The 25,520-nt window shown below is 39.1% G+C and carries 26 protein-coding genes and 2 tRNA genes; 11 read left to right on the forward strand and 17 right to left on the reverse strand.

Annotated elements, in window-relative coordinates; all coding sequences use genetic code 11:
* Positions 1 to 39: 39 nt before the first annotated feature.
* Positions 40 to 615, forward strand: coding sequence for a CYTH domain-containing protein (locus tag HYV86_06265; protein ID MBI2573443.1), 576 nt, complete (start codon positions 40 to 42; stop codon positions 613 to 615).
* On the opposite strand, the gene HYV86_06270 is transcribed toward HYV86_06265, so the two are convergent.
* From HYV86_06270 to HYV86_06295, 6 genes are all read right to left on the reverse strand, one after another.
* Positions 610 to 1,695 carry an NFACT family protein gene (locus tag HYV86_06270; GenBank protein MBI2573444.1) on the reverse strand — a complete coding sequence of 362 codons (1,086 nt, stop codon included), beginning with the start codon at positions 1,693 to 1,695 and terminating at the stop codon, positions 610 to 612. The genes HYV86_06265 and HYV86_06270 overlap by 6 nt on opposite strands.
* Before the next feature lie 25 nt (positions 1,696 to 1,720).
* A complete protein-coding gene (locus HYV86_06275) occupies positions 1,721 to 2,503 on the reverse strand; it encodes a succinylglutamate desuccinylase/aspartoacylase family protein (protein ID MBI2573445.1) in 783 nt (260 codons plus the stop codon).
* 27 nt (positions 2,504 to 2,530) lie between these two features.
* A tRNA-Cys gene (locus tag HYV86_06280) sits at positions 2,531 to 2,667 on the reverse strand.
* A 64-nt stretch (positions 2,668 to 2,731) separates the two neighbouring features.
* Entirely contained in the window at positions 2,732 to 3,055 is a 324-nt protein-coding gene (locus HYV86_06285; protein ID MBI2573446.1) for a hypothetical protein, read from the reverse strand.
* A gap of 35 nt (positions 3,056 to 3,090) precedes the next feature.
* The gene (gene cyaB / locus HYV86_06290) at positions 3,091 to 3,642 is read right to left on the reverse strand and encodes a class IV adenylate cyclase (protein MBI2573447.1); all 552 of its coding nucleotides are present in this window, start codon (positions 3,640 to 3,642) and stop codon (positions 3,091 to 3,093) included.
* A 14-nt stretch (positions 3,643 to 3,656) separates the two neighbouring features.
* A tRNA-Arg gene (locus HYV86_06295) sits at positions 3,657 to 3,809 on the reverse strand.
* 54 nt (positions 3,810 to 3,863) lie between these two features.
* On the opposite strand from HYV86_06295, the gene HYV86_06300 reads away from it, so the two are divergent.
* On the forward strand, positions 3,864 to 4,511 hold the full coding sequence (locus HYV86_06300; protein MBI2573448.1) for a hypothetical protein: 648 nt from the start codon (positions 3,864 to 3,866) through the stop codon (positions 4,509 to 4,511).
* 5 nt (positions 4,512 to 4,516) lie between these two features.
* On the opposite strand, the gene HYV86_06305 is transcribed toward HYV86_06300, so the two are convergent.
* Positions 4,517 to 5,713: a DNA topoisomerase IV subunit A gene (locus HYV86_06305; protein ID MBI2573449.1), complete on the reverse strand. Its 1,197-nt coding sequence runs from the start codon at positions 5,711 to 5,713 to the stop codon at positions 4,517 to 4,519.
* Between the two features lie 5 nt (positions 5,714 to 5,718).
* Positions 5,719 to 7,359: a DNA topoisomerase VI subunit B gene (locus HYV86_06310; GenBank protein ID MBI2573450.1), complete on the reverse strand. Its 1,641-nt coding sequence runs from the start codon at positions 7,357 to 7,359 to the stop codon at positions 5,719 to 5,721.
* A 153-nt stretch (positions 7,360 to 7,512) separates the two neighbouring features.
* On the opposite strand from HYV86_06310, the gene HYV86_06315 reads away from it, so the two are divergent.
* Positions 7,513 to 8,700, forward strand: a complete 1,188-nt coding sequence (locus HYV86_06315; protein MBI2573451.1) for a right-handed parallel beta-helix repeat-containing protein — start codon at positions 7,513 to 7,515, stop codon at positions 8,698 to 8,700.
* A 1-nt stretch (position 8,701) separates the two neighbouring features.
* Here the strand turns inward: HYV86_06315 and HYV86_06320 are convergent, their stop codons facing one another.
* From HYV86_06320 to HYV86_06335, 4 genes are all read right to left on the reverse strand, one after another.
* Positions 8,702 to 9,268 (reverse strand): hypothetical protein, encoded by a 567-nt coding sequence (locus HYV86_06320; protein ID MBI2573452.1) that lies wholly within the window; start codon positions 9,266 to 9,268, stop codon positions 8,702 to 8,704.
* A 71-nt stretch (positions 9,269 to 9,339) separates the two neighbouring features.
* The gene (locus HYV86_06325; protein MBI2573453.1) at positions 9,340 to 9,876 is read right to left on the reverse strand and encodes an RNA-processing protein; all 537 of its coding nucleotides are present in this window, start codon (positions 9,874 to 9,876) and stop codon (positions 9,340 to 9,342) included.
* A gap of 67 nt (positions 9,877 to 9,943) precedes the next feature.
* Positions 9,944 to 10,660, reverse strand: a complete 717-nt coding sequence (locus tag HYV86_06330; GenBank protein ID MBI2573454.1) for a serine protein kinase RIO — start codon at positions 10,658 to 10,660, stop codon at positions 9,944 to 9,946.
* A gap of 55 nt (positions 10,661 to 10,715) precedes the next feature.
* The gene (locus HYV86_06335; protein MBI2573455.1) at positions 10,716 to 11,150 is read right to left on the reverse strand and encodes a hypothetical protein; all 435 of its coding nucleotides are present in this window, start codon (positions 11,148 to 11,150) and stop codon (positions 10,716 to 10,718) included.
* A 730-nt stretch (positions 11,151 to 11,880) separates the two neighbouring features.
* On the opposite strand from HYV86_06335, the gene HYV86_06340 reads away from it, so the two are divergent.
* Positions 11,881 to 13,290 carry a DNA primase gene (locus HYV86_06340; GenBank protein ID MBI2573456.1) on the forward strand — a complete coding sequence of 470 codons (1,410 nt, stop codon included), beginning with the start codon at positions 11,881 to 11,883 and terminating at the stop codon, positions 13,288 to 13,290.
* A 55-nt stretch (positions 13,291 to 13,345) separates the two neighbouring features.
* Here HYV86_06340 and HYV86_06345 read toward each other — a convergent pair whose 3' ends face one another.
* Positions 13,346 to 14,161: a tRNA-dihydrouridine synthase family protein gene (locus HYV86_06345; GenBank protein MBI2573457.1), complete on the reverse strand. Its 816-nt coding sequence runs from the start codon at positions 14,159 to 14,161 to the stop codon at positions 13,346 to 13,348.
* Positions 14,162 to 14,254: 93 nt separating this feature from the next.
* Here HYV86_06345 and HYV86_06350 point away from each other — a divergent pair, with 93 nt between their 5' ends.
* Positions 14,255 to 16,003 (forward strand): radical SAM protein, encoded by a 1,749-nt coding sequence (locus tag HYV86_06350; protein ID MBI2573458.1) that lies wholly within the window; start codon positions 14,255 to 14,257, stop codon positions 16,001 to 16,003.
* Between the two features lie 2 nt (positions 16,004 to 16,005).
* Positions 16,006 to 16,803, forward strand: coding sequence for a hypothetical protein (locus HYV86_06355; GenBank protein ID MBI2573459.1), 798 nt, complete (start codon positions 16,006 to 16,008; stop codon positions 16,801 to 16,803).
* A 9-nt stretch (positions 16,804 to 16,812) separates the two neighbouring features.
* On the opposite strand, the gene HYV86_06360 is transcribed toward HYV86_06355, so the two are convergent.
* On the reverse strand, positions 16,813 to 17,556 hold the full coding sequence (locus tag HYV86_06360; GenBank protein MBI2573460.1) for a 3-oxoacyl-ACP reductase FabG: 744 nt from the start codon (positions 17,554 to 17,556) through the stop codon (positions 16,813 to 16,815).
* Between the two features lie 78 nt (positions 17,557 to 17,634).
* On the opposite strand from HYV86_06360, the gene HYV86_06365 reads away from it, so the two are divergent.
* A complete protein-coding gene (locus tag HYV86_06365; protein ID MBI2573461.1) occupies positions 17,635 to 18,981 on the forward strand; it encodes an ATP-binding protein in 1,347 nt (448 codons plus the stop codon).
* 138 nt (positions 18,982 to 19,119) lie between these two features.
* Complete coding sequence (locus HYV86_06370; protein ID MBI2573462.1) at positions 19,120 to 19,758, forward strand: hypothetical protein; 639 nt, start codon at positions 19,120 to 19,122, stop codon at positions 19,756 to 19,758.
* 1 nt (position 19,759) lies between these two features.
* On the opposite strand, the gene HYV86_06375 is transcribed toward HYV86_06370, so the two are convergent.
* Together HYV86_06375 and HYV86_06380 are read right to left on the reverse strand one after the other, a co-directional pair.
* Positions 19,760 to 20,617, reverse strand: a complete 858-nt coding sequence (locus tag HYV86_06375) for an NAD(+)/NADH kinase (protein ID MBI2573463.1) — start codon at positions 20,615 to 20,617, stop codon at positions 19,760 to 19,762.
* Positions 20,618 to 20,695: 78 nt separating this feature from the next.
* Positions 20,696 to 21,550: a zinc metalloprotease HtpX gene (locus HYV86_06380; GenBank protein ID MBI2573464.1), complete on the reverse strand. Its 855-nt coding sequence runs from the start codon at positions 21,548 to 21,550 to the stop codon at positions 20,696 to 20,698.
* Between the two features lie 130 nt (positions 21,551 to 21,680).
* Here HYV86_06380 and HYV86_06385 point away from each other — a divergent pair, with 130 nt between their 5' ends.
* Together HYV86_06385 and HYV86_06390 are read left to right on the forward strand one after the other, a co-directional pair.
* Positions 21,681 to 22,295: a hypothetical protein gene (locus tag HYV86_06385; protein MBI2573465.1), complete on the forward strand. Its 615-nt coding sequence runs from the start codon at positions 21,681 to 21,683 to the stop codon at positions 22,293 to 22,295.
* A gap of 221 nt (positions 22,296 to 22,516) precedes the next feature.
* Positions 22,517 to 23,134, forward strand: coding sequence for a hypothetical protein (locus HYV86_06390; protein ID MBI2573466.1), 618 nt, complete (start codon positions 22,517 to 22,519; stop codon positions 23,132 to 23,134).
* 26 nt (positions 23,135 to 23,160) lie between these two features.
* Here the strand turns inward: HYV86_06390 and HYV86_06395 are convergent, their stop codons facing one another.
* A complete protein-coding gene (locus HYV86_06395) occupies positions 23,161 to 23,829 on the reverse strand; it encodes a hypothetical protein (protein MBI2573467.1) in 669 nt (222 codons plus the stop codon).
* Between the two features lie 95 nt (positions 23,830 to 23,924).
* On the opposite strand from HYV86_06395, the gene HYV86_06400 reads away from it, so the two are divergent.
* Positions 23,925 to 25,493 (forward strand): hypothetical protein, encoded by a 1,569-nt coding sequence (locus tag HYV86_06400; protein ID MBI2573468.1) that lies wholly within the window; start codon positions 23,925 to 23,927, stop codon positions 25,491 to 25,493.
* Positions 25,494 to 25,520 lie beyond the last annotated feature (27 nt).

A 25,520-nucleotide genomic window follows, 5' to 3' on the forward strand; every position in this document is an offset into this window, starting at 1 on the left:
TCCAGAAACTATTTATACTTCTACAATAACTCTATCTTCATGGATATTGAATTCGAAGCAACGTTTTCCAATATCAATAAAAAAAAGATAAGAGCAAAACTCAAAGAAGTTGGCGCTATTCTTGTTAAAAAAGAATTTCTTCAGAGACGCAGCGTGTTTCATTTTCCACAAGGCCATGAGATTAATGGTGGCTGGATACGTATTCGAGATGAAAGCGACAAAATCACCATGAGCCTTAAAGTCGTAGATGGAGATCGTATCCAAGATCAGAAAGAAATTTACCTTACGGTAAGTAGCTTTGAAATAGCACAAGATATCCTCATTAGGCTTGGTTGCACTAAAAAAGCCTACCAAGAGAGTAAACGTGAATTATGGAAATTAGGTAGCGTTGAGATCACTATTGATGAATGGCCTTTTCTTGAACCGTTTGTTGAAATTGAAGGTAAAAACGAAGCTGCAGTTAAGAATGTGACGAGGAAATTAGGATTCGATTATACTAAAGCGATCTTTGGTGCAGTTGACGTATTGTACAGCAAAAAATATAATATTTCCAAGAACAGAATAAACAATAAAACTCCCCTAATCTTATTTAAATGCAAGAATCCGTTTCTATAAATCAATCACAATTGTTTTTTTCTTCAAATCAACACTCTTAATCTTCTTCTCTTTCTTTAACTCTGACCCAACATCAGTCCAACTTTTAGTTTTACGTAACTCTTTTACAATCTCCAGCAATTTTTGCAGAGCAGTATAATGTTGATACAACACCTCTCCCTTCGCAGTATTAAGTGCAATAGCCTCTTCTTGTTTTCTAATAGATTCTAATTGTTCTGAAATTATTTTCTCTAATGATTTGATTTTTTGTTCATAGGGGGATGTTTTAACAAATGGGATAATTTGATCAATTAATTCACTATACGTCTCGGTTTTCTCTAACACTTCTTTCTCAAATAACTCCATGGGCGCAATATCATCACTATAACGAAAACCATGGGGTTTTGTCAACTCTTTGATTAGCACGTCACGTTGCTCTATCAAAAAACGGATTTGTTTCTCTGTGGCATCAACAGGAAGCATCTCTTTGGCAATTCCTGCTCGTTTGCATAACTCTTCTGCATATACACCACCTAACCCTAATTCTGTTGCAAGAGCAGTAGCAAGATTGCGTTTCTCACTCTTCGCTAAAATAACTCCTAACTCGCTAACGGCAACTGTTTTCCAGCTAGTTTGAGCTGTGGGAAAAACATACTCTTGTTTTGCTCTGACTAATCTATCTTTCCATAGTTGTTGTTCAAGCGTTCCCAACACTTGCCATTGATCATCAGTAAGAATAATATTTCCCTTAGAGAATAACTCTACAATAAGGAAGAATTTTTCCTTTTTCTCAAACTCAAATATCACAATCCGTTCTGCATCTTTTTGTGTTATTGATACAACTGTCGCATTATCAATATATTTTCGTAACTGCATGCAAAAACTCGTAGGATGAACTACAGTTTGTGTTTTGGAAGTTAAACAAAGATATTTTCCCACTATAATTTTGATATGCTGCTTTCCATGCTTGGAGGTATGAAACTGCAACAACAGCTCTTTTTGCTCTTGATGATAAATATGGGAAAGCTTACTGCGAGCAAGAAACTGCAACTCTTGAACAATTGCCGCCAGATCAACTGATGAGACATTTTTCTTAGACATGTATTTATTAAAAGAGGAAAGCTATTTATGTCTTTTCTAAAATATCAAATGCTTTTATTGCTTCTTCTATCCCTTGAACCTGTGCTGCAATTCTTGTTTCCAATTTCCAACAAGTGGGAGTTTCAAGCGTAAGCGCAACTTGTGCCCCTCGTCGAAAAAAGAAAGCCTCTACGGTATCGTCTTGATCTTGTGTACTTACAACACATCCTTCTACGGCTTTTTCCCCATAGATTTCCGTTTGTGATGTTACTGTAAATGTAGTACGAAGAGCTTTTGTTATTGTTGGACCAATGAGAGATTTATGCCTGGTCATTTCATAAAGATAAAATCCGGTAGGGATATCAAAAATTCCATCACTTTGATCAGTTCTATCTTCATGAAGATCTATACACAATACTGGTCGAATATTATGTGACATCACATAAGAAATAATCATTCTTGCTTCTTGACAAAAAGAATCAAGTGTAAAATTTCTATTAATATCTTGACCGGCTTGATTTTCTCGTTTTCCCTGTACTTGACCAGAAGGATTCACGCACGGAACAATAAAGAAATCATAAAGCCCTTTATATTTTTCAATACTTCTCTGCGTGAATAACCCTGCCGCATCAAATCCAGCAGGTTCATCTCCATGAACTAGAGCTGTCAAAACAATAACTGGTCTTTGTGGCTTTTGTTTCCAAGTGCAATACCCATAGATCGGATAAGATTGGCCATAATCAACATCACCAAGATGCCTCTGATAAAGATCGAGAAAATGGAGGGGGTATAACTTAGATAAATCTACTCTATGATAATTAAGTGTCATCAGTCATTCTCCTCAGAATCAAAAAAGAGCGCCCGGAGGGATGTTCGTGCACAGAGCACATCTCGAACCCTCGAATATTCGCTGTCTTCTTATCATCACTTCTTACGAAGCTCATCATAGCGGATAACTGCAGGCGAGTGCCTTGGCCGCTTGGCAACGGGCGCTTAGGAGAACTTTCTTCAAAGATGCTTTATATAGTTTTCGAGTAAATTGTAGCTAAGTCCAGAATCACATAATTTTTCCATCTAACTGTTTAACCTTACCGCACTTGCCGCATTTCATTCTAATTACATTATCTTCATCAGAATAGAATGGCATGATCTCTAATAACTCTGCTTTATCATAACCACATTTCTCACAAACATGATCATGAACTGCTAAAAAATTCTTTCCATCCGCAACTCTAAGCCGCTCTGCAGGAGTATTATGTGTTACTTGAACCGGAACTTTATCTTGCAATTCCGGCTGTGCGTGACCATGAGGACAACTCATCCACTTTCCATACGTAGTTTTTTTGGGAATCAACAACGTACCACAAGTTTTACAAAACATTTTTTTCTATTTTTATCTCGTAATTAAAAATCTTCTTACCCAGTATTTTCATACACAATGCCCTGTTGCTTAAACAACATGGCTGCATAACCCTCATGAATAATCTCATTCTCTGCAAACCCGAGTTTTTCTAGCAAAATTAATAGGTTCTTTTTCCCGTTTTTGACATCGTCACAAATTACTTCAACTTCAAGAAATGTTCCTAACTCTTTAATCGTGTCCAAACATAACGTAATTTCTCCTAACTTTCCTTGCAATCTCGATTTATTCATTTCAAGCACGCTAACAAATCCAATCTCACCAAGAATTTTCACCATCATGGGCGCACTACTTACTTCCGTTTCATATTCCCTCCAGGAACCAACAGTTGTAGTAAGAGCTTTGTATGTTAAAAAAGTTTTTTCACCCTGTTCACGGATACGCAGAATAAAACTTCCCGGTTTTTGAGCTGCTCTTTCTTCTCCCCAACGTTTGAAAATAGAGTCCTTTTGCACTTTCACCGTTTTAGAGAACATTGCTCCCATTTCTTGCAACTTTTTCTTTACTATTACAAGATCTTGAACTTTAACACGTGCTTCGATTTCCATTTGAATATAAAAAGCGGATCCGATGGGATTTGAACCCACGATCTACAGCTATCATCACGAGATGAGTGTAAACTCTGCTTCTCAAGTAGAAGGCTGTCGCGCTATGTTCCCCGCGGGAACGCTCGGAAATCAGAGATTTCCCGCCGTCCAGGCTACGCTACGGATCCACAAAAGCTTGCTCTTGCGACAACTTTTAAATATTTCGTCTATAAAAATGGTCTATGGATGAACCTATTTTCTTTATTGCGCGCGATTTCAAACCAAAAGGTCATCAGCAAGGATCTCAGCCAGACATCCAAAAAGTCAAATCAATGATCTACGAAGAAGATTATACCACAATAGATTCATTTATTCCATCCTCCCAAATTCAACTTTCCACTGATCAACCAACTCTTTTCTATCCAGGCAGTGGTTGCGACATTCTCATGCCATTATTCTACATTGAAAGACTACTCCCCTCAATCAGCGAATTTACATTTATTTTCATTGACATTGAGCACTTTCTTCCACTCATAAAAACCATTCTCGACGACATTAATATCCCCTTCACCAACACCCAAGAGGGCATTATCTTCTATTGGAAAAATCAAAAAATAACTCTTCATTATCAAGCTAAAGATGTCTTCTCTTCACTTACAGATCTCAAACCATTTGATATCTACTTCGAGAAAGCGTTTCGTATCATCAAAGAAGAATCAACAAACGTAGAAGAATATGAATATAGCATCATTCAAAAACTCAATCCCAATGGTATCATCATTAGCGATAGTGGATTTCAAAATCAAGAGTTAGAATACATCAAGATTCCTAAAGAGCTAAGTAGCTATAGTGAGATGGTCTTGGCACAAAAAAGAAATTTACAAAATTAAATTCTCTAATCCAAGAATTTCTGTCCTTTAATCTTCTCCGGCAAATACTTCTCAGAGATAAACGAAATTCCTTTAGATGAAAGAGCCTGAATCTCCACTTTATTGCCAAACTCTTTCATCATCTTAAACTGACGTTGCCATTCCTTGTTTTTCTCAAACCATTCATAGCCTTGCATTTGTTTAAGACGAGAAATATCCTGGTCAGTGAGTTTAATGAAATGGCGTTTTAAATCGTAATCAATGACATCATCACAGGTAATGCCAATAAATTTGACGCCGGGAATTGCCATTTCTGCTGCCATATGCGCAAGGCTAATCGAGCCAAATTTGATAACGGAGTAAATATACCATCCCCAAGGATCATTATCGGCAAGGACATAGATTGGCAACTTGTGCTCAACACTCAGACGTTGCAACAAGCGACGAATTCCGCGCGTGGTTTGTCCTTGTGAAGACATAATCAAACAAGACTGTTTTTCCCAAAAACGATCTTCATGAAGACGTTCCCAAACCGCTGCCTTTTCCATGTAAAGGATATACTTAGCATCCACTTTCTTGAATTTGATATTTTCAACATTACTCGGAATCGACCAACCACCAGACCCCAATTTTGACCAATCAATCGTATCGCCGGAATCTTCAATAACTACTTTTCCTGCAACGGAACCCATTTTGTTTGCATTTACATGCAGCTGTTCACGAGAAAATTCAGTAATAATCTCCAGATCTTCAATTGCTTTGTCTGACTCTGTTTGCTCATCAACCACGTTTATTTTCGTGTTAGGGATAGTACGCTTCGCCATGTAAAAGACGTCTCGCAGGCTGGCATGTTTTTGCACGTCCAGTAGGTTTTTACAAATCGCTGCAATTTCAATTGTCTGAAGAAATTTTTTGGTATGGCTAGCATTAAAGAAATACCGTTGAGCTTTTTTATCACCCAATGTTAACGTCTTTGCTTCTTTATCATAAACAACATTAGAAAGACCGCGTACCGAGAGCTCAATCTTAGGATTCTCTCCTTTTTTAATATCCAGAACAACTTTTTTACCGATCTCTACCAGTTTTTTAGTAGTCTCGGTTTTTGCAGGAATATATTCAGTAGAATGATTGTCTGAGGAATGCACGCTTTGTTTTGCTGCAACACCTGAAAGTGTCTTTTGTCCTTCACTTTTTTCAGCATTTTTATTCTTCACAGCAGCCATAGTATCTACATCTCCTCTTCATTATCATCATCGCGTTTGCGTGGAAGTTCTTCATCCTCATCGACTTCCCCTTTAAGTGATTCCATTTGCTCCATCTTGGATGTAAGCGCTTCCTTTTGGACCATCTCTTCTAATTTGTCAATAAGATCTCCCTTATTCTCACCGGTGAGACGCGCCAAAGCATCAGCAACTTCAGGAATAAAGTTTTCAAACATACTCGCGCGTTCAATCTGCCCTTGAATTTTTTGTTTTTTATGAACATATGATTGTAATTTTCGTCCTGCATCCTGCAAAGCAAGTTTAATCTCTTTGATAATCTCTGGATAATGTGCTAATGCTTCTTTTGATTCTGAGGTAAAAGGAACCCATACTGATGCAATATGTAATAAAATAGTAATGGGTCCAGTAGGCAGAGCACCTTGACTTTGTAACAGACCATAAGGTTTCCATGCTGTTGTTACAACTGCTTTGGTAAGCGCGCACGCACCTTGCTGATAGAGCAATGGCACTTTATTAGCATAACGAAATACTGTTGCTAATTCATCTTTTGCTTGATTACCGCCATACGCAATCCCCACCTCAATTTGAAATGGATTTCCTCGGTAAACAAAAATAGGGCGAGTGATTGCGCAATAAAATTCTGCATTAATCTCCTTTTTCAAGCTCTTTTCAAGGAGCTCTTGCCCAATAGGACTTAGGCAGTCAGTAGGTGGAGATTGAACCTTTGTATTTTGAATTCCTTTATACAACGCTTCTGCCATCTCTCTATTCATTTGTTCTGGTTTAGTAGTGGGAAGTAATGCGCTATTTTCACAAATTTCCTTTGCTGTTTGGTCGCTTACTTTCGAAAATTCGGTCATTAAAAACTCTCTAAGATGTTTTGCATCCGTTAACTCCAACATCTTGATCAAACGACCAAGCTCTACCCCATACGGATGCGGTTTGATCTCTTTCGCTTCCACTGGAAGTTGATCTGTAACACGTGAAAAAATCGTCTGTTGTGCTTCAGGATTGGTATAAATAATTGTACAATGAGGATTCACGATTGCTGTTTGTTTAAGATACTCATCGACCGATTGTCGACCTTTCATATAACTTGCATCCATGTCCATTTCAACACGAATGCCATGTTCTTTCTCAGCCCAATCGAGTTCTCCTTCATCGACAATTTGTGGTTCATTGGTTTGAGTATCAATTTTTAACTTAACATAAAATCCTTTTTTAGATGACGCAATTTTTGATTTGATTGTTGTCGCTTTACCCGACGTAAGTTGCGCATACAATACTGCCGCAGAAATACCAATACCCTGTTGTCCTCTTGTTTGTGAAATCTTATGAAATTTAGAACCATATAATAATTTACCAAAAATACGCGCTAATTGTTTTTGTACAATTCCTGGTCCATTATCCTCTACGATGATACGAAAACGAGTTTCTTCTAATTGGATTAATTCAACATTAATCTCCGGTAAAATTCGAGCTTCTTCACACGCATCTAATGCGTTATCAACGGCTTCTCTAATAGTAGTAAGAAGTGCTTTACGCGGGTTATCAAAACCAAGTAAATGACGATTTTTTTCAAAAAATTCAGCGATAGAAATTTCGCGTTGTTTCTTTGATAATTCCTCAGCGCTCTTTTGAACCATAATTGTGTGAGGCAAACTCATGATATATAAAAATTGTGGTTGAGTAATTTTCTCATTCTAAGATAAAAAACACCTCCCGCACACTCAAAAATAAAATTTCTTCGTCTAATAATTTAAATAATCTGAAGTATTTTAGAATAACGGTGAGGTATTATGCGTTTAGAACTAATAATCATTTTCATTTGTGGCATTATTTTTTTAGGATGTAGCTCATCACAATCCCCAGAAACGCCTTCATTTTTACAAGATCTGGATTTACCAAAATTACCCGAAAAAAATGAAATGGTGCTACAAAATCAAACACAGGTCACTCTTCCTAGTGGCAAATTTGATGAATCCTGCAGTTCACTTAGTCTTGTACGAGGCAGCATTATTGACGTTAGTAACGCCCAAAACCTTCAAGACGCTGTAAAGAACGCGAACTCTGCTGGTGGCGATACTACTATTCTACTCGCCGACGGAAAATACCTCTTAGACAAACCCCTTTGGATTGAAGCGAACAATCTCGTTGTCCGCAGTAAATCCGGTGATCGAGAAAAAGTTGTTATCTCCGGAGGTGCGATGAGCAACGGCATTAGCCATATTTTCATGATCGCTGCAGATAATGTTACCATTGCCGATCTAAAAATAGGCGAAGTAGAAAACCATGCTATTCAAATCCACGGTGAATTAGATGCAGATAACGTTCTCATTCACAACGTCCACGTTTTTGACACTAATGAACAAATGATCAAAGGTTCTTACGACGCAGCAAAAACAGAAGTAGGAACAGATAACGGCATCGTTGAGTGTTCTCTTTTTGAGTATACTGCAGGAATTGGTCCCCAATATTACATTGGGGGAATTGATGTTCATAATGGCAAAGGATGGATCGTACGAAATAATATCTTTAAAAATATTAAAAGTCCACAATTAAACGAAGATCTTCCTGCTGAACATGCCATTCATTTCTGGTCCAATTCACAAGACACATTAGTTGAGAATAACACTATCATTAACTGCGATCGCGGCATTGGCTTTGGCTTAGGTGATCGAGGACATCAACGAGGAATTATTAGGAACAACCACCTTTATCACGACAGTTCTGCAGGTGACGTCGGCATCGCTTTAGAAAATGCTGGCGACGTTGTAATCCAAGACAACATCATTCTCTTTGACAACGACTATCCAAATGCCATTGAATATAGGTTTGAAAAAAGTCAAGGAATTACTATCTCGGGGACAAAGACCAATAAAGCAATCAAAGCACGAAATGGTGGACAAGCAGTATTGACTCGAAATGAAGAAGTTTTAATCAGTGCTTTCATTGATCCCGCACAAGGAAATTTTGAAGAAAGATAAATCAATGGAACTCATTCCCTGACTCCGTTTTTTCTCTTTCAAGAATTGTGAGATAGGCATTATCCCTTCTATATTGATAATGTGATACAGCACCGGCAACAAGACAACTTATTCCTATAAGGCCAAAAATAATTGGAAGACTATCGCCTTTGCCATTATCATTCCAATAAAATGATTCTAATTCTTGTACTGTCTGCGCAGCTAAAAATTGGCGTTCAATAGGTGTGACTATGTCATCTCTTTGAAGAAGAAAGTCCAGACCTTTGGGAGATTGCCCGAACACGGCTCTTGCTTTCGTCAAACTTTCAGAGAGTATATTCATATCAGTGGTTGTTCCCCCGTTAGCCATAATCGAAGAGTAGGCTGTTTGCACAGAAACAGCACCATATGGTCGAGATGGCTTTTGCGTTTGGCTATAATACAAACCTCCTGCAAATCCTAAAAATGCGAGACCTAAAGCAGGAGACACCCAACGAATAGATCCAGTTATTTCCACTTCTTCTGGAAGTTTGTCTACATCTACGTCCATTCTCTTAAGAACCTGTCTAAACCCACCCGTTTCATCCATACAAAGAAAGAAGAAATCGCTATTTATTATCTTATCGGTGTAAGTAAGAAAGGTTATATTGGACTAAAAACCTACTGCCCAAAATACAATTCTTTTCTTTTCTTCTCTAGAAATGAGAATACGCTTTTGTGCATTGATCCGTTCAACAACATGGCCACAGCATCACGAGACGCAGCAACATTAGCAACTTCACCAATAATACCTATCGTTTTACCATATACTACAATATGGGTGTCAGTTAATCTCTCTATTTCTTCACGAGATTTACCATTCGCACCAATGACACGACCTTTTAATCGTTCCATTGTGTTTTTATTCTTCCCTGCAACGTCTTTCATATCAATCAATTCAAATGCATAATCAGTTTTAAGCAATTCTAATGCAACTTTAGGATTAAATCCCCGGGCAATCGCATGAACAATTTCACGAGTGGTGTACAAAATAAGCCCATCATTACCATTAATCTCTACATCTCCTTCTTTAGAAATCTGTAATGTACAACCTGTGGCTTCTTCTATTTCTTTCTTAACTTTTCCCTCTGTTCCAATAAGCACTGCTACGCGTTCTTCGGGAATTTTGAGTTCATAGGAGAATTCATCTTCGGCCATAGTACCTACTTCTCAGCAATAACTTTTAAATGTTTCCTAGGGAAGTTGACAGAATTTTCTAATCTTCCTATTCTTTCTTCACACCAGTAACCTTCGCCACTAGTCCCTCGGCATCACATTTGACACCTTGCCGTATAAAATAATGCGCGATATTTTTCATGTCTCGTTCTAAAAGTTCCTGGGCATTGGGTGTTTTAATCAATGTTGATTGAGAAAAATCAATAATCACTGGTTCATCATTATAATTTAAAATGTTAAACGACGAAAGATCGCCATGGACTAACCCTGCTTTGTAGAGTTTTTGCACTTCTTTAATGAGTTGGTCAAGGAACTTTTTTGGGTTTGATGGTGGGCAATCTTTAAGTGGTGGTGCTGCGTGTTCATCCCCAATAAATTCTTCAATAAGGATATGGTTGCGCCAGCCCAACGGTTGAGGAATACGCACTCCACCTTTTTGTGCTCGCAATAAATTCTTATATTCGCGCTGCGTCCATGCCATAATAACCTGTCGTCGATGTTGTTTAAGAAAATTATACCGCGGATCTTGTTTGATATACCCAAACATACGCAAAAAATCGCAATTTTGCATTCGATAAATTTTCACAATAACATTTTTTCCTTCACTCTTTGCAATAAACACATTACTTTCTTTTCCTACTTTAAGTGGGTTCGTCACTTCCTCGAAATAACCCTTACTTTGCAACTCAAAGAGTGTTCGTTTGGTAAATTCATCAAAAACACCTTGGTCTGTCTTAAAGCGTTCTTGATATTTGAGTGTGACCATGAGAAGAGAAGAAAGGAAGAATGAGTTTAAATGTGTTCGCAAATTGAACCGGAGATTACCAAGACCAAGAATAATACCCTGGTCGTGATGTTCCTGCCGCGGGTCGCACATCTCCTCCAAGACTAAAATAATGTGGGTGTCTGGTCCCTTCAACTCGTGGCGAGCCAACTGGGGGATGTGAGCTACTTGCTAAAATTATCTGTTCTGAAATTTCTCGTGGCTCGACTATACTTCGATATACTCTTCCTCTTTCAGGTCTAAAATAATCTGCCAAGCCAGCTGGACTCAAGCTTGCTAGTAATTGTGCTTCACTAGGATCTTTAAGACGTTGCAACAGCATAGAACTGCTGCTTGTAAATCCTAGTTCTCGTTCAAGAGTGCTTATCATTACCATTCTCATGCCTGTTCCTGCTGCTTGGAGTTGTGTAGAAAGAACTAACCTAAATTGATCTAGAACTGCTTCTTCATGGGGAGTGTAGTGAATTATCATAATAAATCTGAAAAGTGTGTCTTTTTAAGATTAATGGGTTAAATTCCACAACCCTTAAATTTTAACCACTTATAAGTTACAACCGAGCGAAATATTTAAATATAAGTGCCACTTGTAAGTGACATAAACACCTCAAACCACCTCTTTTCCTCAGTAAGCCAGCAATGGTTTGCTGAGGTTTTATTTTCAAATTTACCCAAAGTAACTTGTTTTTAGCTTAATTTTACAAACAAAACAAAAAATAAGCTCTTTTTGCGTACGCTTACCGAAGCATTTATATACCACCACCCCTTGCAAGCCTTTGCCCGACACGAGAGTACCTGTGGGAGTATACGGCCTGTCCAAGCAATGAACATGGGGGTTAGTGTTGCGGGCTTCATTTTCAAGTTTAACTGAAATGAAATTAAAAATAAAATAGTATCATAATTAACGTGCGCTACCTAAAAATAAGCAAACTTATTTTCGGTAAGGGACATCTAACGATCCAAGAAGGGGGATGAAAACCTTTCAAAGCATCCAATGGATGTGCATACAACCAAAATTCACAGAATCATTATCACGCCCTCAGAATATTTTTGAGGTCTCTATCATTCCAGTATCAAGAGCTAATGTTAATGTTGTTTGTGAATTCTAAATGTAGTGCATTTCCCTCAAAGAGCATCCAATACCATTCACTCAGGCTAGACTGGTTTATTGTCATGTTCTTAACGCACACTACGGAGGAAACAAAATGGCAAAGATTAGCCCCGTTGCGGCAAAATATATTATTCATTCAACAATTACCATTGATGGCGTTGTCGATCGTCCAGATGTCATCGGCGCAATTTTTGGTCAAACTGAAGGGCTTCTTGGTAATGATTTAGAACTGCGTGAATTACAACGTAGTGGTCGCATTGGTCGTATCGAAGTTAATATGAACACGACTTCAGGTAAAACCAAAGGCGAGATCATCATCCCTAGTTCTTTGGATAAAACCGAAACAGCTATTGTTGCAGCTGCACTTGAAATCATACAACGTATCGGTCCTTGTAACGCCAAAATTGAAGTTGGTAAAATTGAAGACGTCCGTACCAGCAAACGCCAATTCGTCATCGAGCGGGCAAAAGAGTTGCTTCGTGAACTTACTGATTCAACTCTTCCAGATTCACAAGAAATCTCCGATGAAGTTGCGCAATCTGTACGTATGATGGAAGTAGGCGAATACGGTAAAGACCGACTTGCCTGCGGTCCTGCAATTGAAGAAAGCGATGAAATCATCATCGTTGAAGGTCGCGCTGATGTTCTTAACTTGCTCAAACATGGATTTAAGAATGCTATTGCCATGAACGGATCATCCTGCCCACCAACCATTCGAGAACTTTGTAGTCGTAAAACCGTGACTGCATTTGTTGATGGTGATCGAGGAGGAGATCTTAATGTTCGTGAACTACTTAGCGTAGCCGAGATTGACTTTGTCTGTAAAGCACCTGATGGAAAAGAAGTAGAAGAACTTACCAAAAAAGAAATCCATAAAGGGTTGCGCAGCCGTATTACTGCAGAACAAGCAAAACTCGATCTTGGAATTGATAACGATGGTGGACTTAAAGTTGAAGAAGTAACCCTTCGTCAACAGCATTTTACTCGCCAACCTAAACCTCAACAACAAGGTGGTATGCCTCCACGTCGTCCAGAAAATGGACAACGCGATGGACCTCGAGATCGTAATGATAGTGGTCGCGAACGAAATGATAACGGACGCGAACACCGTGAGTCACAACCAGCTCCTCGCTTTAGCACCCAACAACGCGGACCACCAACTCCTCGAGTACAACCCCAAGATGTTCCTCGTGAAGAAAGTAGCCCTCGTCCAAGCGTTGAAGAGAAGAAGAAGCTCAAAGAAACCATGGAGGATCTTTTCGGAACTCGCGGTGCATGCATCTTTGATCAAAAACTCAACATCTTAGGTAAAGTTCCTTTAAGTGAAGTAAGCACCACCATTAAAAGTTTGAATGGCGGCGTCTACGCACTTGCTGTTGATGGTGCAATCGATCTTGACTTAGTTAAAGTTGCTGAGAAAGTTGGAGTAGCCGTCTTAGTAGGTACTGGCAACAAAGTCAAAGAAAGTTCGAAGGTAGCAATCTTGACTGACGATCAGCTTTAAAGTTGATTTTTTAATTTTCTTTTTTCTTTTGTGAATTTTTTAGTAAGATTAAATTCTATCCACTCGTAATCTCTACCTTCCTTCCTAAATACTTCCACACATTTTCTTTATATTTAGGATGATTAGGATACATTTCACATAACGTCTCATAGTCTCTTTTTACAGTATCCAAACTTACCATGGCTTTACCTTTCAATATCCTAAACACCGATGGATCACGCACTGCAGCTCGCGCAATCATTACTTCAGTGATCCCTAATTTTCTAAAATACTCAATATCTTCAAATTTTGTAATATCCCCATTCGCAATAATTTTCTTTCCTGTCGCAATAATCTCCTCAAACACTGTCCAATCAGCGGGCGTAGTGGAATTCTCTCGAGCATGACGCGCATGCACAATAAATGCATCCGCATCTACGCCATTAAGTAAATTCAAATACACTTTGTGCTCTTTCTCATACTGATTAAGTCCAAGACGCATCTTCACAGTTACGGGCAATCCTAATTTCTTCAAAATAGTAACCAGTTCTTGCACCCGCGCCACACGCTTAATCAGCGCCGCACCACTTCCCTCACTAATCACATCGGGACTTGGACAACCAAGATTGAGATTAAACCCCACTGGTTTAACATTATAAAAATCAAATGTATCAACAAATTTCTGTAACGCAGCAGGCTTCAACGCAAGTAATTGAATCACCGTTGGCGTCTCATTCTTCAAATCGAGCATATTTAACGTCGATTTATTCTTGCGCAACAATGCATCAACGCGAATCATCTCCGTGTATGTCACATCCGCACCATAGTTATAACACAACGTGCGAAACGCACAGTCGGAAGTACCTTCAAGAGGAGCAAGATGGATGATCATATGTTCCCAAGAAGAAGCTCTCTTTTTAAGAAATATGGTTAAATCTCTATTTTCCACAACAAAATTTTAAAGTACGCCCCTTCCCTACACTAAATGTCACAATTCCTTCCCGTCAACCTTCAAGAAGGCAAACAGTACTATCAGAACTTCAAGCAGTTTGACGTCGTTTTCATTACCGGCGATCCCTATTACGATCATCCGTTAAGTGGTATGTCCATCATCGCACGTCTCTTAGACAGCAAAGGCTACAAAGTCGGCATTATTCCCCAACCAGAAACCGATGAAGAATTTCAAGCCTGTGGACAACCAAAATACTTCTTCTGCATCACCAGTGGGCTTCTTGACAGCATGCTTGCCAACTACACGCCCATGTTGCATAAACGAGAGAATGTATTAGTCCCGGAGCGAGCACTCATCACATACACTACAAAAGTCAAAACTCTCTTCAAAGGGGTCATTACTGTTCTTGGTGGAGTGGAAGCAACCATCCGACGTTTTACTCATTTTGATTACAAAGAGAATACACTGCGTCGAGGAATTTTGCATGATACCAAAGCAGACATGCTCATTTTTGCCAATGCAGAAAGAGCCATTCTCACTTTATTACAACGAATGAGCAACATAAAGAAAGAAAGCGACACATTTGCACAAATCCGCGACAAACTAGATCTTTCCACTATCGATGGCACTTCCTATCGTATCAAAAAAGAAGAAATAAAACCTGATATTAGGGTTCTCCCCAGCTTTGAACAATGTGTTGCCAACAAAGAAGATTTCAGCCTACTTACTCGCTTACACTATTTACTTCCCGATGCACCATTTATTGAACCCACTGGTGTCGGATTCATCCAACACAATCGTCCCGAACACACTTTAACACAAGAAGAAATGGATCTTATCTACAACCTCCCTTTCACAAGAGATATCCACCCCCACGCGAAGAATCGCGAATTCAACGTGCAGATGGTTGAAAAACTCGCAGCATCTGTGATTATCGGTCGTGGCTGTTGGGGCAGCTGTAATTTCTGTATTATCCCTTTAGTTCAGGGTAAAGAAGTTGCTAAACGCAGCAAAGAAAGCATTGTCAAAGAAATAGAATCGATGTATGCTAAGGGCACAAAGAGAATCAACGATCTCACCCTCCCCACTTTGAATATGTACGGATCTTACTGCGATCTTTACGACCACCCACAAGAAATCTACTCCCCCCTCATCAACAAAACAATCACAGTCTACAACAAAACAGAATATTGTAATCAACAATGTGTTGGTTGTTCTCATCGTCAAATTAGCGATGATCTCATGCCAATTCTCGAAGAAGTAGAAAAACTCAATCAGAAATATCAACACACTTCTCTTGAACTTCGAAGTGCCATTCGTCATGACATTATTCTTGACCAAAAGAAACTCTTTCGCAAGATCATGCAGTTTACCACGCGTCTCAAGATTGCTCCAGAACATATTTCCGATAAAGTTTTGGCTTCCATGAACAAAGCTAGACGTAAAGAATTCGAATTATTTCTCGAAGAATTCAAAAAAGTCAATCAAGAACAAGGCACACGTAAACGACTCGTTCCTTATTTTGTTGCCGCACATCCAGGTAGTACGCAAGAAGATATGGATGAACTCAAACGCTTCTGTGAAGACAAGAAACTCTTCGTCAATTTAACTCAAGTTTTTACACCAACACCGGGAACAGCATCAACAGCGACGTATTATACTGGTATTGAAACTCGTGATAAAAAGAAAGTCTATGTACCTCGAACATTTCGTGAGAAAAAAGATCAAAAGTATACTCTCTTTAGCAAAGAAGAACATGATCGTGATGATGAGAGTGGATAAATATGGCTACTTATAATACGAATGGGTTAGATATGCGTGAGACGATACAATGGTATACTTCTTCAAATGTTGGGCTTCCTTCGTTAGAAGGAGCTACCCTGCCCTATACTAATCAAAGCATGGACAACATCATATTATCTCCTCAACAACTCGGTGCTCTTTTCTCTCTATTTCCTTCAAGTGTACGAGATCGTTCAATTTTGCGTAAGGTAATTGGAAAACCTGTTACCTGGTTTCATCGTGACTCTGCAACAGGTGCGCTTAGCACAACAGAAAATATTGAAGAAGCACTATCACCTACGGCAATAGTTCCTTCGTATATTGATTATACCCCTTGGGGTGAGCTTAAAAGACCAACCGCAGATATTTGGATTTATGCATTACCAGATGATATCCCGATCCAAACTAAGAGGATTATCACAGCACAAGGTTTTCTTCATGAAGTCGGACACAGTATTGTCCAACCAGCGCTTTACGTAAAAGATTATGATTTAGAATTCCCAGATGGAAAAGTAATAAATGGCTTAGAAGCACTTCTTGAATTTGCTAATCTTGCTGAACAACATTCCCCCATCTCTGTATATGCTTCTACATACCGTGGTCATGAAAATAAATTTGAAAACACAGAACCAGAGTACGATCCACGTACCGCAATTAGTGAAGAAATGTGTGAAACTATTGCTGCTTATGTATTGGACTTTGCATTTTCTGGTGACGAGAAACGAAATTATGATCCATTTGGTGATCGACCAGAAATTAAAGACTTTGTCAAGAATTTTTTAGAAGCTCGTAAAATATAATCAAAAACTTCACTTCATATTATTCCCGCCATCCACCACTAACACTTCTCCCGTCACCGCATTGCCCGAATCAGCAGCAAAATACAACACTGCCTGCGCAATATCTTCCGGTTGCATCAATCTTTTAAGTGGTGTATCAGCAATTTTACTCGCCACATCTGACCAGGTCTTAGCCATATCCGTCTCGGTATAACCGGGCGCAACAGAGTTTACGGTTATGTAGGGAGCCAATGCTTTTGCTAATGTTGTTGTAAAACTAATCACTGCTCCTTTTGAAGTAGAATAATCCACAATTCCTGCTCTACCACAGTGGGGCAGACCACGAATAGAAGAAATGTTTACAATTTTACCAGATTTTTGTGCGAGCATTATTTTTGCTGCTTCTTGAGAACACAAAAACATGCTTGTTACATTTGTTCGCATTGTCTCTTCCCAATCAGCAAGAGTCAAATTCACAAACTCTTTTGGGCGTACAATCCCTGCATTATTAACTAGGATATCAACTGTGCCAAACGCATTAAGAGTTTCTTTAAACAGCTTCTTAACATCTGCTTGCTTGGAAACATCTGCTTTCACACAAATCGCGTTACCCTTTGCTTTTGTTATAGTTGCAACAACCTCTTTTGCAGCCGCAACATCTTTATTGTAATTAACCACAACACAAGCCCCTTCCTGTGCACACAACAACGCAATGGCTCGCCCAATGCCCTTACTCGATCCCGTAACAATAGCAACTTTACCTTTGAGTCTCATGTATCACACAATAATTTTCTCTTTTATAACATTTTCCTAACCATAAAGTTTATTACTCCACTTCTCCTCACTCATTCCATGACATTCGACGTAGTTATTGGCCGTTCTCGAAAAGATGTGGAGAAATTCGGAACGAAAGGAACAATTCTTGTTGCCAAACAATACATCAAAATGGGTCAAACCACATCACTTTCTAATCCAGTTTATTTAGATGTAGCCGGCGCGCATGTTGTATTTCTCGTCGGCAAGAGAGGCAGCGGAAAGTCCTACACGCTTGGTTCCATCGCCGAAGGGTTAGCCGATCTTCCCCCTGAAATCAAACAAAACCTCTCTATCGTTCTGATTGATACTATGGGCATTTATTGGACTATGAAATATCCTAACTATCAAGATAGTGAAATGGTAAAAGAGTGGGGATTTGAACCAAAACCACTCGATGTTAAGATTTACACCCCCGAAGGATTTTTCTACAAATATCAAGACCAAGGTATCCCTACTGACTTTCCTTTCACTATTCGACCTCTTGATGTTGAACCAAACGATTGGTGTAACGTGTTTAATACTGATCCTAACTCTGCCGTAGGTGTTCTCATTACTAAAATTGTCCAACGCTTCAAAAAAGAGGGTGAAACCTACGATCTCGATGAATTTATCAACGAGGTACGCCAAGACGATGAAAGTGATACTGTTACAAAAAGTGTCGTTGTCAATCAATTTGAAAAAGCGAAAGGCTGGGAAGTATTCACCAAACAAGCCACTGCGCTTAAAGATCTGGTTGCGCCAGGTCAAGTAACTATTCTCGACGTAAGTCCGTATGCAACCATGCCTTCGGGTTGGGATATTAAAGCACTCGTCGTAGGTATCCTCTGCCGCACTCTCTTCCAACAGCGTATGCTGGCGCGTAAAGTTGAAGAATTCAAAACACTCGACGCATCCATGCACTACTTCTCCAAAGAAGTCGAAGAAAAATTAGAAGATCCTTTGGTGTGGGTTGCTCTTGATGAAGCTCACGAGTTATTGCCACATGATGGAAAGACTGCCGCAAGCGAAGCTCTCATCACTATTTTGCGCGAAGGTCGCCAACCAGGAATTTCACTTATTCTTGCTACACAACAGCCAGCCAAGATTCACACTGATGTATTAACACAAGCCGATACCGTTATTGCTCATCGACTTACTGCCAAAATTGATGTTGATGCATTAGGTCAGATCATGCAAAGTTACATGCGTACAGGTCTTGATGCTGAGCTTAATATTTTGCCCCACGTTAAAGGCGCCGCCGTCATTTTTGACGATGCTAATGAACGCCTCTTTCCAGTTCAAATGCGTCCTCGTTTTACCTGGCATGGTGGCGGATCTCCTCTTGCCATTCGTGAGAAAAAAGGTGATTTTGAAAGAAAACTAAAAACATTAAAAGATCTCTAAATCAGCATTGTGTAACGGAGTATTAAGCAGTTTTAAGATATTATCTTTGGTATAAAGAACAAATTTTAAAGCCTATTTATTCGATTTAAGCTATTTATCATAACAATCTATAAATAATCTCTCTTCTTTAAATAAAATATGAGTGCTACCAAAACCGTCGTTGCCAAGTATGTTTTTTTAGATATTGTTGGTTTTTCTGAGAGTAGAACAGTTGAAGCACAAACAGATATCATCGGTATTCTTAACGACGTTGTTCGCAAAGCAATTCACGATCTTAAAATTCAAAAAGATTCACGGATTTTGCTTCCTACGGGTGATGGAATATGTATAGCTCTTCTAGATATTACTGATCCCTATGACATGCATTTACAACTTGCACTCAAGATTCAAGAGCACTTGTTTCAATATGATGCCTCACAAGATGATCCCATGCGTAAATTTCAAATTCGTATCGGTGTAAATGAAAATACGGACAATTTGGTAACAGATGTTAATGGAAATCGCAACGTTGCAGGAGCAGGCATTACTCTCGCCCAACGTATCATGGATCAGGCTGATGGAGGTAATATTTTCATTGGTCAAACCGTGTACAACCATCTTAATCAGCGAGAAAAATATCTTGCAAAATTCAAACGTTTTTCTGTTCCTACAAAACATGGTCGAAATTTGGAGATTTATTTGTATATCGATCCCACTATTGAATATATCAATTCTTTAGAACCTAAGTCCGTGGGTAATTGGTATCATAAATTCCTGTCAAAAGTTCATTTAAAATAAACTAAACCCTCACTACCCACAATCCTTCCTTCATCGACAATCGAATTAACAAGGTATGGTGGTCGCTATCCGTAGAATAACGTGCTTCTCGACGTGAATCAAATGATATAAATCCTCCCTGTCCGCCCCATTCAATACGCGTCGTAGATGAAGCCGATACAACTTTCTCCATAAATCTGAGAGCATGGGTAGGGTTAGGCTCACGAACCAACACACCAATTCCTAATGCTTTTTCAAATGGTGTTCCACCAGCATTGGCATACCAGCCAGTTGAACCTCGAGGTGTGGAGATAATCGCGCCAGACGAAAGAACAACCTGCCGCACCGTACCTACTTTAACCAAAAATTCAATCGTCTTATCCTGCTCCGCCGGACCAAAGAACACTTCATTAACAGCATTTGAGTTAAGTTTTTTTCCATCAAGCGTCGCCACCAAACGAGGCCAGCGTTCTAAACCTAGCGTACCTTGTTTTAGCCTTTGACAAAGAGAAGTAAAATTCGCAACACTTGTTGTAAGTAACGCTCCCCTACTTCCTTGTTTTACTGGATGTGAATTGATTCCTAAGATAGGAGTATTGCCACAATACTGTGCCGTCGTAAGAAATGTTCCATCTCCCCCTAGTGTAAGAATAAGATCATATTTACCACAGATGGCATGAGATAAATTTTGATCTTCTATAAAAGTCATTGCCAAACCCATTCGCTGTGACTCTTGTCGTACCTTTTCCACTGCTTTCTGATGATACACATGTTCTGTTTTAAGCCGGTCGCGTTTAAATCTTGGAAGACTCGAAGGAGCAACAGGACAAGTCTGATAACATGTTGTCTTCATCACACATAGAATCTTATTAAATTGCATATTGCAAGGAAAGAAACAGGAATTGATATGGCTTACGGTTTTGGGTAATTTAGTGAGAACATGAACAGTTTTTCGTTACTAAAACGTCATTTTTTCCAATCGTGCTACCCGTTGCTGAGTAGAGGGGTGCGTACTAAGCAACGTCAACAAACTGCGTGCAGTAAACGGCTCATGGATAAACATATGTGCTGTTGCGCTCGTTGCGCCATTGTGTCCTAAAGGGTGCTGATGGGCACTTTTCTCAATTTTCTGCAATGCTGCTGCCAAGGGTTTTCCACTTCCAAGAACTCGAGCTCCAGTCGCATCAGCCAGATACTCTCTACTGCGTGAAATTGCCAGTTGAATAATCATTGCAATGATCGGCGTGACAATAGCTAATAGTAATATGCTAATAACATTTCCCCCATTATCGTCATCGCGTCCCATACCAAAGATTGCTCCCCACTGTGCTATAGATGCCAGATACGAGAGTGCTCCTGCAATCGTCGCAGCAACCGTTGAAATCAAAATATCTCTATTCTTAATATGTCCCATCTCATGTGCCAGTACTCCTTTAAGCTCCTCTGTATTTAATATATTGATGATTCCAGTTGTAGCAGCAACAACTCCATTTTGAGGGTTACGTCCTGTTGCAAATGCGTTAGCCTGGGGAGTATCAATCACATAAATTTTAGGCATAGGTAAATCCATTTTGCGAGCAAGCTCATGAATCATCTCATAAAGATGAGCATACTGCTTCTTATCCGCTTCCTTAGCTTTATACATCCATAATACAATTTTTGCAGAAAACCAATAGGAAACAAAATTCATCAATAGTGCAAGAACCAAAGCAATAGTCATTCCTGTAACTCCGCCTAGTAATCTACCAACAAGAAGTAATAACCCTGTTAATAGACCTAATAATAATACTGTTTTTAGTTGATTGACCACCATATTATTCCCCTATTTTCCACGTTTAAAAAGCTTATGCAGACAAAAAGAGACAAAAGTGCTTCTAGGAGGGATCTAGAAAAGTATATAATCTCCTCTTGCTTCCCTAACCTATCTTAAAAGAGGTGTTGAAATGAAACAAGAAAAGAAACAGTCTCATTCTGTTCATGCGTTCTTCATAATTATAGGTATTGTAATCATTGCTACATTTTTTATTTCCCTTGGTACATACCTTAAAGTGTCTAATTTAGAGCAAGATCAACGTGATCAAGAAGTAAATGCACTCACTGGACAAGCTCAAAAAGCATTAGTTCGCGAAACCGTAAGTCTTGATATCACGCAAACAGTAGGTTCTGATTGTCAATTAGAAAAAACAGGACCAACTTCATTTATTCTGACTCATGATTGCGCATATGCTTTTCATGCACAGATTACTGGTAAATCGGGAGATCTTCAGCGTGTTGGAATTTATCAAACAGAAATATCACCTCCCAGTTGGAATTATGCTCGTCTTGCGCAGTACAGTAAAACACAAGGGTGGGATCCAAAAATTCTACTCAAAATTCCTTATACCAAAAAAATAGATTGGGATGTAGAACTTCGCGTAGCTCATATGCCTGGAGAATACATCTATCGAATTTCTACGATCAATGCCAATTGCAAGCAAACGTGGTCTCATATTCCTCGTAAACAATGCCAAGGTTTCCTTGAAGGCGCATATCAAGATTATGCTATAACTGTTCAATAATTTTGTATTTTATTCTTTATTTTATTCTTCTACTTTTTTTGCTTTTTTATATCCTCACTATTTTCTTACAATCTACTGTTTTTGTTATTATCAAAACTATTTCTTTGAGAATCTATTTTAGAAAAGAATATTAATACCTCTTCGCATACTTAGTCAAAAGAGGTGTAATTATGAAAGATTCAAAAGTGAATTCAAAAAGTCCCAATTACCGGGGAGGGCTTATGATTCTTATCATTGTGATTCTTATCGCAATTCTTGTAAGCTCCGTTATGATGTATAATCAACTAAAAACTATTTCTGTAGCACCGTGCGCCCAGAATAGAGAGATAATGATGGCTCAAAATAGTATCGCACTGGCAGAGCAACAAGGAGAGTTAACTGGTCAAGCAATTGGTCTAACTCCTCGTGAAACGATCAGTTTTAGCTTAGCATCACCAGATATTACTAATTGTAAATTCGAACAAGTTGATGAAACCACCTACCGTGTTTCTAATGGATGTAAATATATTGCAACAGTAGGAGTTAACGGTCCTAATGGTCACAAAGAACATATTGCCGTATATCTCCAATCAGCATTACCTAATGCAGCTTGGCAATTAGCAACAAGGGCAGAACGAGCTCGAACATATATGTGGGAAGCAAAAACCAGCAATTATCTTGATAACGGAAAGACTGTATGGCAAGTGCCTCTCGAGTTTAAAATAACTCCAGGAATCTACACCTATCGTGCATCAACTGTGAACAGTCGTTGTCATACTCAATGGAAACCATCTCCCACTCGAGCTTGTGAAGGTTTCCTTGAAGGCGCATTCGTTGATTATACTCTTATTGTAGAATAATTGTAAAATCGCTTTCTATTTTTTTCTTACTTTTTCTTTTTTGTATCGCTCCACTTTCTAATTGCATCTAACACACTTACCGCGCGTACTACATCATCCTGTGCAACGATGAGAATGTATTCTGATCCACACAGCACCCCATCGCGAATGGCAATGTCATGTAAACCTAATTCACTGGTTACCACTGCAAATAACCCTGGTGTATATCGGACATCGGTATCATAAAGTAAACTAATTTCTCCTAACTCTCGTTCGATCTCAATAATCTGCGATTTTTGGAAGAGAGCTTGAACTTTTTCAATATGGACGTCATCCACGATAACTTTGATATATTGGCTTGACTCGAGAGTACGTACAACATATCCTCGAGAAAAATCAACCAAAGCATAAATTTTTGATAATGCTGCGCGAACTTCTGTCTCTTTTTTCAAGAGAATTGAACACATCCGTGTACGCGATGACATTTTTGCTTGAGCAGTAAGTTCATACTTCTGTCGTATATCCTCTTTAAAATCAGAACTCACCGAATATCGACGCACTGCGCTAATAACTGACTCCAGTCCATATTCTTCATCAAGATTTCTTTGAATATATACTGCCAAAGCTCGCACATTTACAAATCCTCGAGTAAGCCCTCGGCGTATCGAAACATCATGATTGATAAAATTGGTCACTTTTGACGTAACTGAATCCATATTTAACAAAAATAGTGCAAACTACTTATATTTTATGCTACTGTGCCACAATATATTAAACGACTTCTCTTCATCTTCCTCACAGTTGAGGTGATATGATGATAGACTGTGCAGAATTAGAAAGTATAGAAAATATACTAAAACAAGATATGCCAAAACAAGAGAATCTCCAGCTCTACCTTCCTGAAAAGTATCCTGTAATCTTTGGCAACCAATCTTCTCCTCTTGCATTATGTACTTGCTGGTCAGATCCAAAGATGCTCGTCAAAGCCTACCCACAACTTCTCGAGAAATTTTGTTTGATTGGCAGCCTATACAGTCCAGAAGGTGTTTCCATTCTCATACGCAATCTTGCACTTAATCCTCAAATTAGAACAGTATTATTATGGGCAAATTCCCCCCTCTCACAAACCGCGATCGGCAGGACGGGTTCAAACGCATTATTTTCACTCTTTAAAGATGGGGTCGAAAACGACCATATCATCAAAAACACATCAACACATCTTCACACACAACTTGATCTGGGTACAATTCGTATAATTCTCCATGATGTGGTTCTTGAAAACGTTTCTTCTCGTACTATCCCTGAGATTATTTCTACTTCGTATACAATTAATCCTTCTTTCGAGCGCCATTCTCAATCATTTCCTCTTGCAGTACGCGAAAGTTCTGCACCACTACCTTCAGAACATCATGGCTGGGTAATTCACAAAAAAAATGTAGTTGACGCTTGGCTTGCTGCAGTTGAACGCATCATGCGTTATGGTTCAATCGAGCCAACCGAATATGGCTCACAACAAAAAGCATTGCGAACATTGCAGTGGGTTATTAATGACCCCTCTGATTTTTCTATTCCCAGCGGTCTCAATGTGCTCCGCGAAAAATTAGGCTTAAGCAAAAATTCGCTAGATGAATATTCTTCTTACTTTCTTGATCCCACCTCGCTACCAGGCATTTCTTATACTTATGGTGGTCGTTTATGTGGTTACAAAGGCGGATCGATCAATCAAATTGAAGCAATCATTGGTCGTCTTAAAGAAAACCCTCACAGCCGTCGTGCCGTTGCTATCGTCATTGATCCTGAACTTGACGCATCCAGCACGTCTCCACCCTGTCTAAATCATCTCCAAGTTGTTGTTGATAAAAATGATAATAAAGTGCATCTTATTGCTCTCTTTCGTTCTCATGATATTTTCAAAGCAGGATTAATGAACGCATTTGGCTTATGCGGACTTGTGCGCCATATTGCCACTCAACTTGGCAAACCAGTAGGCAGTCTTACCCTTATCTCTAATATTGCTCATATTTACGAAGAAGATTGGAATGACGTCTCCCAATTAGTTGCGTGTCAAGTCGAAGGAGCAATTCAAACTCGCTTTAATGAACATACAGATATCGATCCACGTGGGTTAGTGCGTATTAATGTGCACGAAAAAAAACTGCATTTAACATTATCCTCCTACCAAGGCGACGAACTCGTTAATTACGCTGCTACTACCGCACGCGAACTTGTTATGCAACTTGCCAAGCGCAATTTACTCTCCAGAGCAGACCATTACTGCGATATTACTCTAGAGGCAGTCAAAGCAGAGTTAGCATTAAAGACGGGGGTGGAATATATACAAGATCGACCAGTGAGGGTGGGGGAGATTTTTCTAAGTTAAAAGTTAAGCCTACAGCAAACTATATAA

This window comes from Candidatus Woesearchaeota archaeon (assembly GCA_016188115.1).
GTDB lineage: Archaea > Nanobdellota > Nanobdellia > Woesearchaeales > GW2011-AR9 > JACPIK01.

What these genes read in the sequence shown, in the direction of transcription:
- HYV86_06355 (MBI2573459.1), top strand. Translation starts at nt 16,006, where the DNA reads ATGGCTACTTATAATACGAATGGGTTAGATATGCGTGAGACGATACAA.
- HYV86_06365 (MBI2573461.1), top strand. Translation starts at nt 17,635, where the DNA reads ATGACATTCGACGTAGTTATTGGCCGTTCTCGAAAAGATGTGGAGAAA.
- HYV86_06270 (MBI2573444.1), bottom strand. Translation starts at nt 1,695, where the DNA reads ATGTCTAAGAAAAATGTCTCATCAGTTGATCTGGCGGCAATTGTTCAA.
- HYV86_06390 (MBI2573466.1), top strand. Translation starts at nt 22,517, where the DNA reads ATGATTCTTATCATTGTGATTCTTATCGCAATTCTTGTAAGCTCCGTT.
- HYV86_06285 (MBI2573446.1), bottom strand. Translation starts at nt 3,055, where the DNA reads ATGTTTTGTAAAACTTGTGGTACGTTGTTGATTCCCAAAAAAACTACG.
- HYV86_06310 (MBI2573450.1), bottom strand. Translation starts at nt 7,359, where the DNA reads ATGGTTCAAAAGAGCGCTGAGGAATTATCAAAGAAACAACGCGAAATT.
- HYV86_06305 (MBI2573449.1), bottom strand. Translation starts at nt 5,713, where the DNA reads ATGGCTGCTGTGAAGAATAAAAATGCTGAAAAAAGTGAAGGACAAAAG.
- HYV86_06340 (MBI2573456.1), top strand. Translation starts at nt 11,881, where the DNA reads ATGGCAAAGATTAGCCCCGTTGCGGCAAAATATATTATTCATTCAACA.
- HYV86_06345 (MBI2573457.1), bottom strand. Translation starts at nt 14,161, where the DNA reads ATGATCATCCATCTTGCTCCTCTTGAAGGTACTTCCGACTGTGCGTTT.
- HYV86_06370 (MBI2573462.1), top strand. Translation starts at nt 19,120, where the DNA reads ATGAGTGCTACCAAAACCGTCGTTGCCAAGTATGTTTTTTTAGATATT.
- HYV86_06380 (MBI2573464.1), bottom strand. Translation starts at nt 21,550, where the DNA reads ATGGTGGTCAATCAACTAAAAACAGTATTATTATTAGGTCTATTAACA.
- cyaB (MBI2573447.1), bottom strand. Translation starts at nt 3,642, where the DNA reads ATGGAAATCGAAGCACGTGTTAAAGTTCAAGATCTTGTAATAGTAAAG.
- HYV86_06375 (MBI2573463.1), bottom strand. Translation starts at nt 20,617, where the DNA reads ATGCAATTTAATAAGATTCTATGTGTGATGAAGACAACATGTTATCAG.
- HYV86_06315 (MBI2573451.1), top strand. Translation starts at nt 7,513, where the DNA reads ATGCGTTTAGAACTAATAATCATTTTCATTTGTGGCATTATTTTTTTA.
- HYV86_06320 (MBI2573452.1), bottom strand. Translation starts at nt 9,268, where the DNA reads ATGGATGAAACGGGTGGGTTTAGACAGGTTCTTAAGAGAATGGACGTA.
- HYV86_06330 (MBI2573454.1), bottom strand. Translation starts at nt 10,660, where the DNA reads ATGGTCACACTCAAATATCAAGAACGCTTTAAGACAGACCAAGGTGTT.
- HYV86_06350 (MBI2573458.1), top strand. Translation starts at nt 14,255, where the DNA reads ATGTCACAATTCCTTCCCGTCAACCTTCAAGAAGGCAAACAGTACTAT.
- HYV86_06360 (MBI2573460.1), bottom strand. Translation starts at nt 17,556, where the DNA reads ATGAGACTCAAAGGTAAAGTTGCTATTGTTACGGGATCGAGTAAGGGC.
- HYV86_06300 (MBI2573448.1), top strand. Translation starts at nt 3,864, where the DNA reads ATGGATGAACCTATTTTCTTTATTGCGCGCGATTTCAAACCAAAAGGT.
- HYV86_06325 (MBI2573453.1), bottom strand. Translation starts at nt 9,876, where the DNA reads ATGGCCGAAGATGAATTCTCCTATGAACTCAAAATTCCCGAAGAACGC.
- HYV86_06385 (MBI2573465.1), top strand. Translation starts at nt 21,681, where the DNA reads ATGAAACAAGAAAAGAAACAGTCTCATTCTGTTCATGCGTTCTTCATA.
- HYV86_06400 (MBI2573468.1), top strand. Translation starts at nt 23,925, where the DNA reads ATGATGATAGACTGTGCAGAATTAGAAAGTATAGAAAATATACTAAAA.
- HYV86_06335 (MBI2573455.1), bottom strand. Translation starts at nt 11,150, where the DNA reads ATGATAATTCACTACACTCCCCATGAAGAAGCAGTTCTAGATCAATTT.
- HYV86_06265 (MBI2573443.1), top strand. Translation starts at nt 40, where the DNA reads ATGGATATTGAATTCGAAGCAACGTTTTCCAATATCAATAAAAAAAAG.
- HYV86_06395 (MBI2573467.1), bottom strand. Translation starts at nt 23,829, where the DNA reads ATGGATTCAGTTACGTCAAAAGTGACCAATTTTATCAATCATGATGTT.
- HYV86_06275 (MBI2573445.1), bottom strand. Translation starts at nt 2,503, where the DNA reads ATGACACTTAATTATCATAGAGTAGATTTATCTAAGTTATACCCCCTC.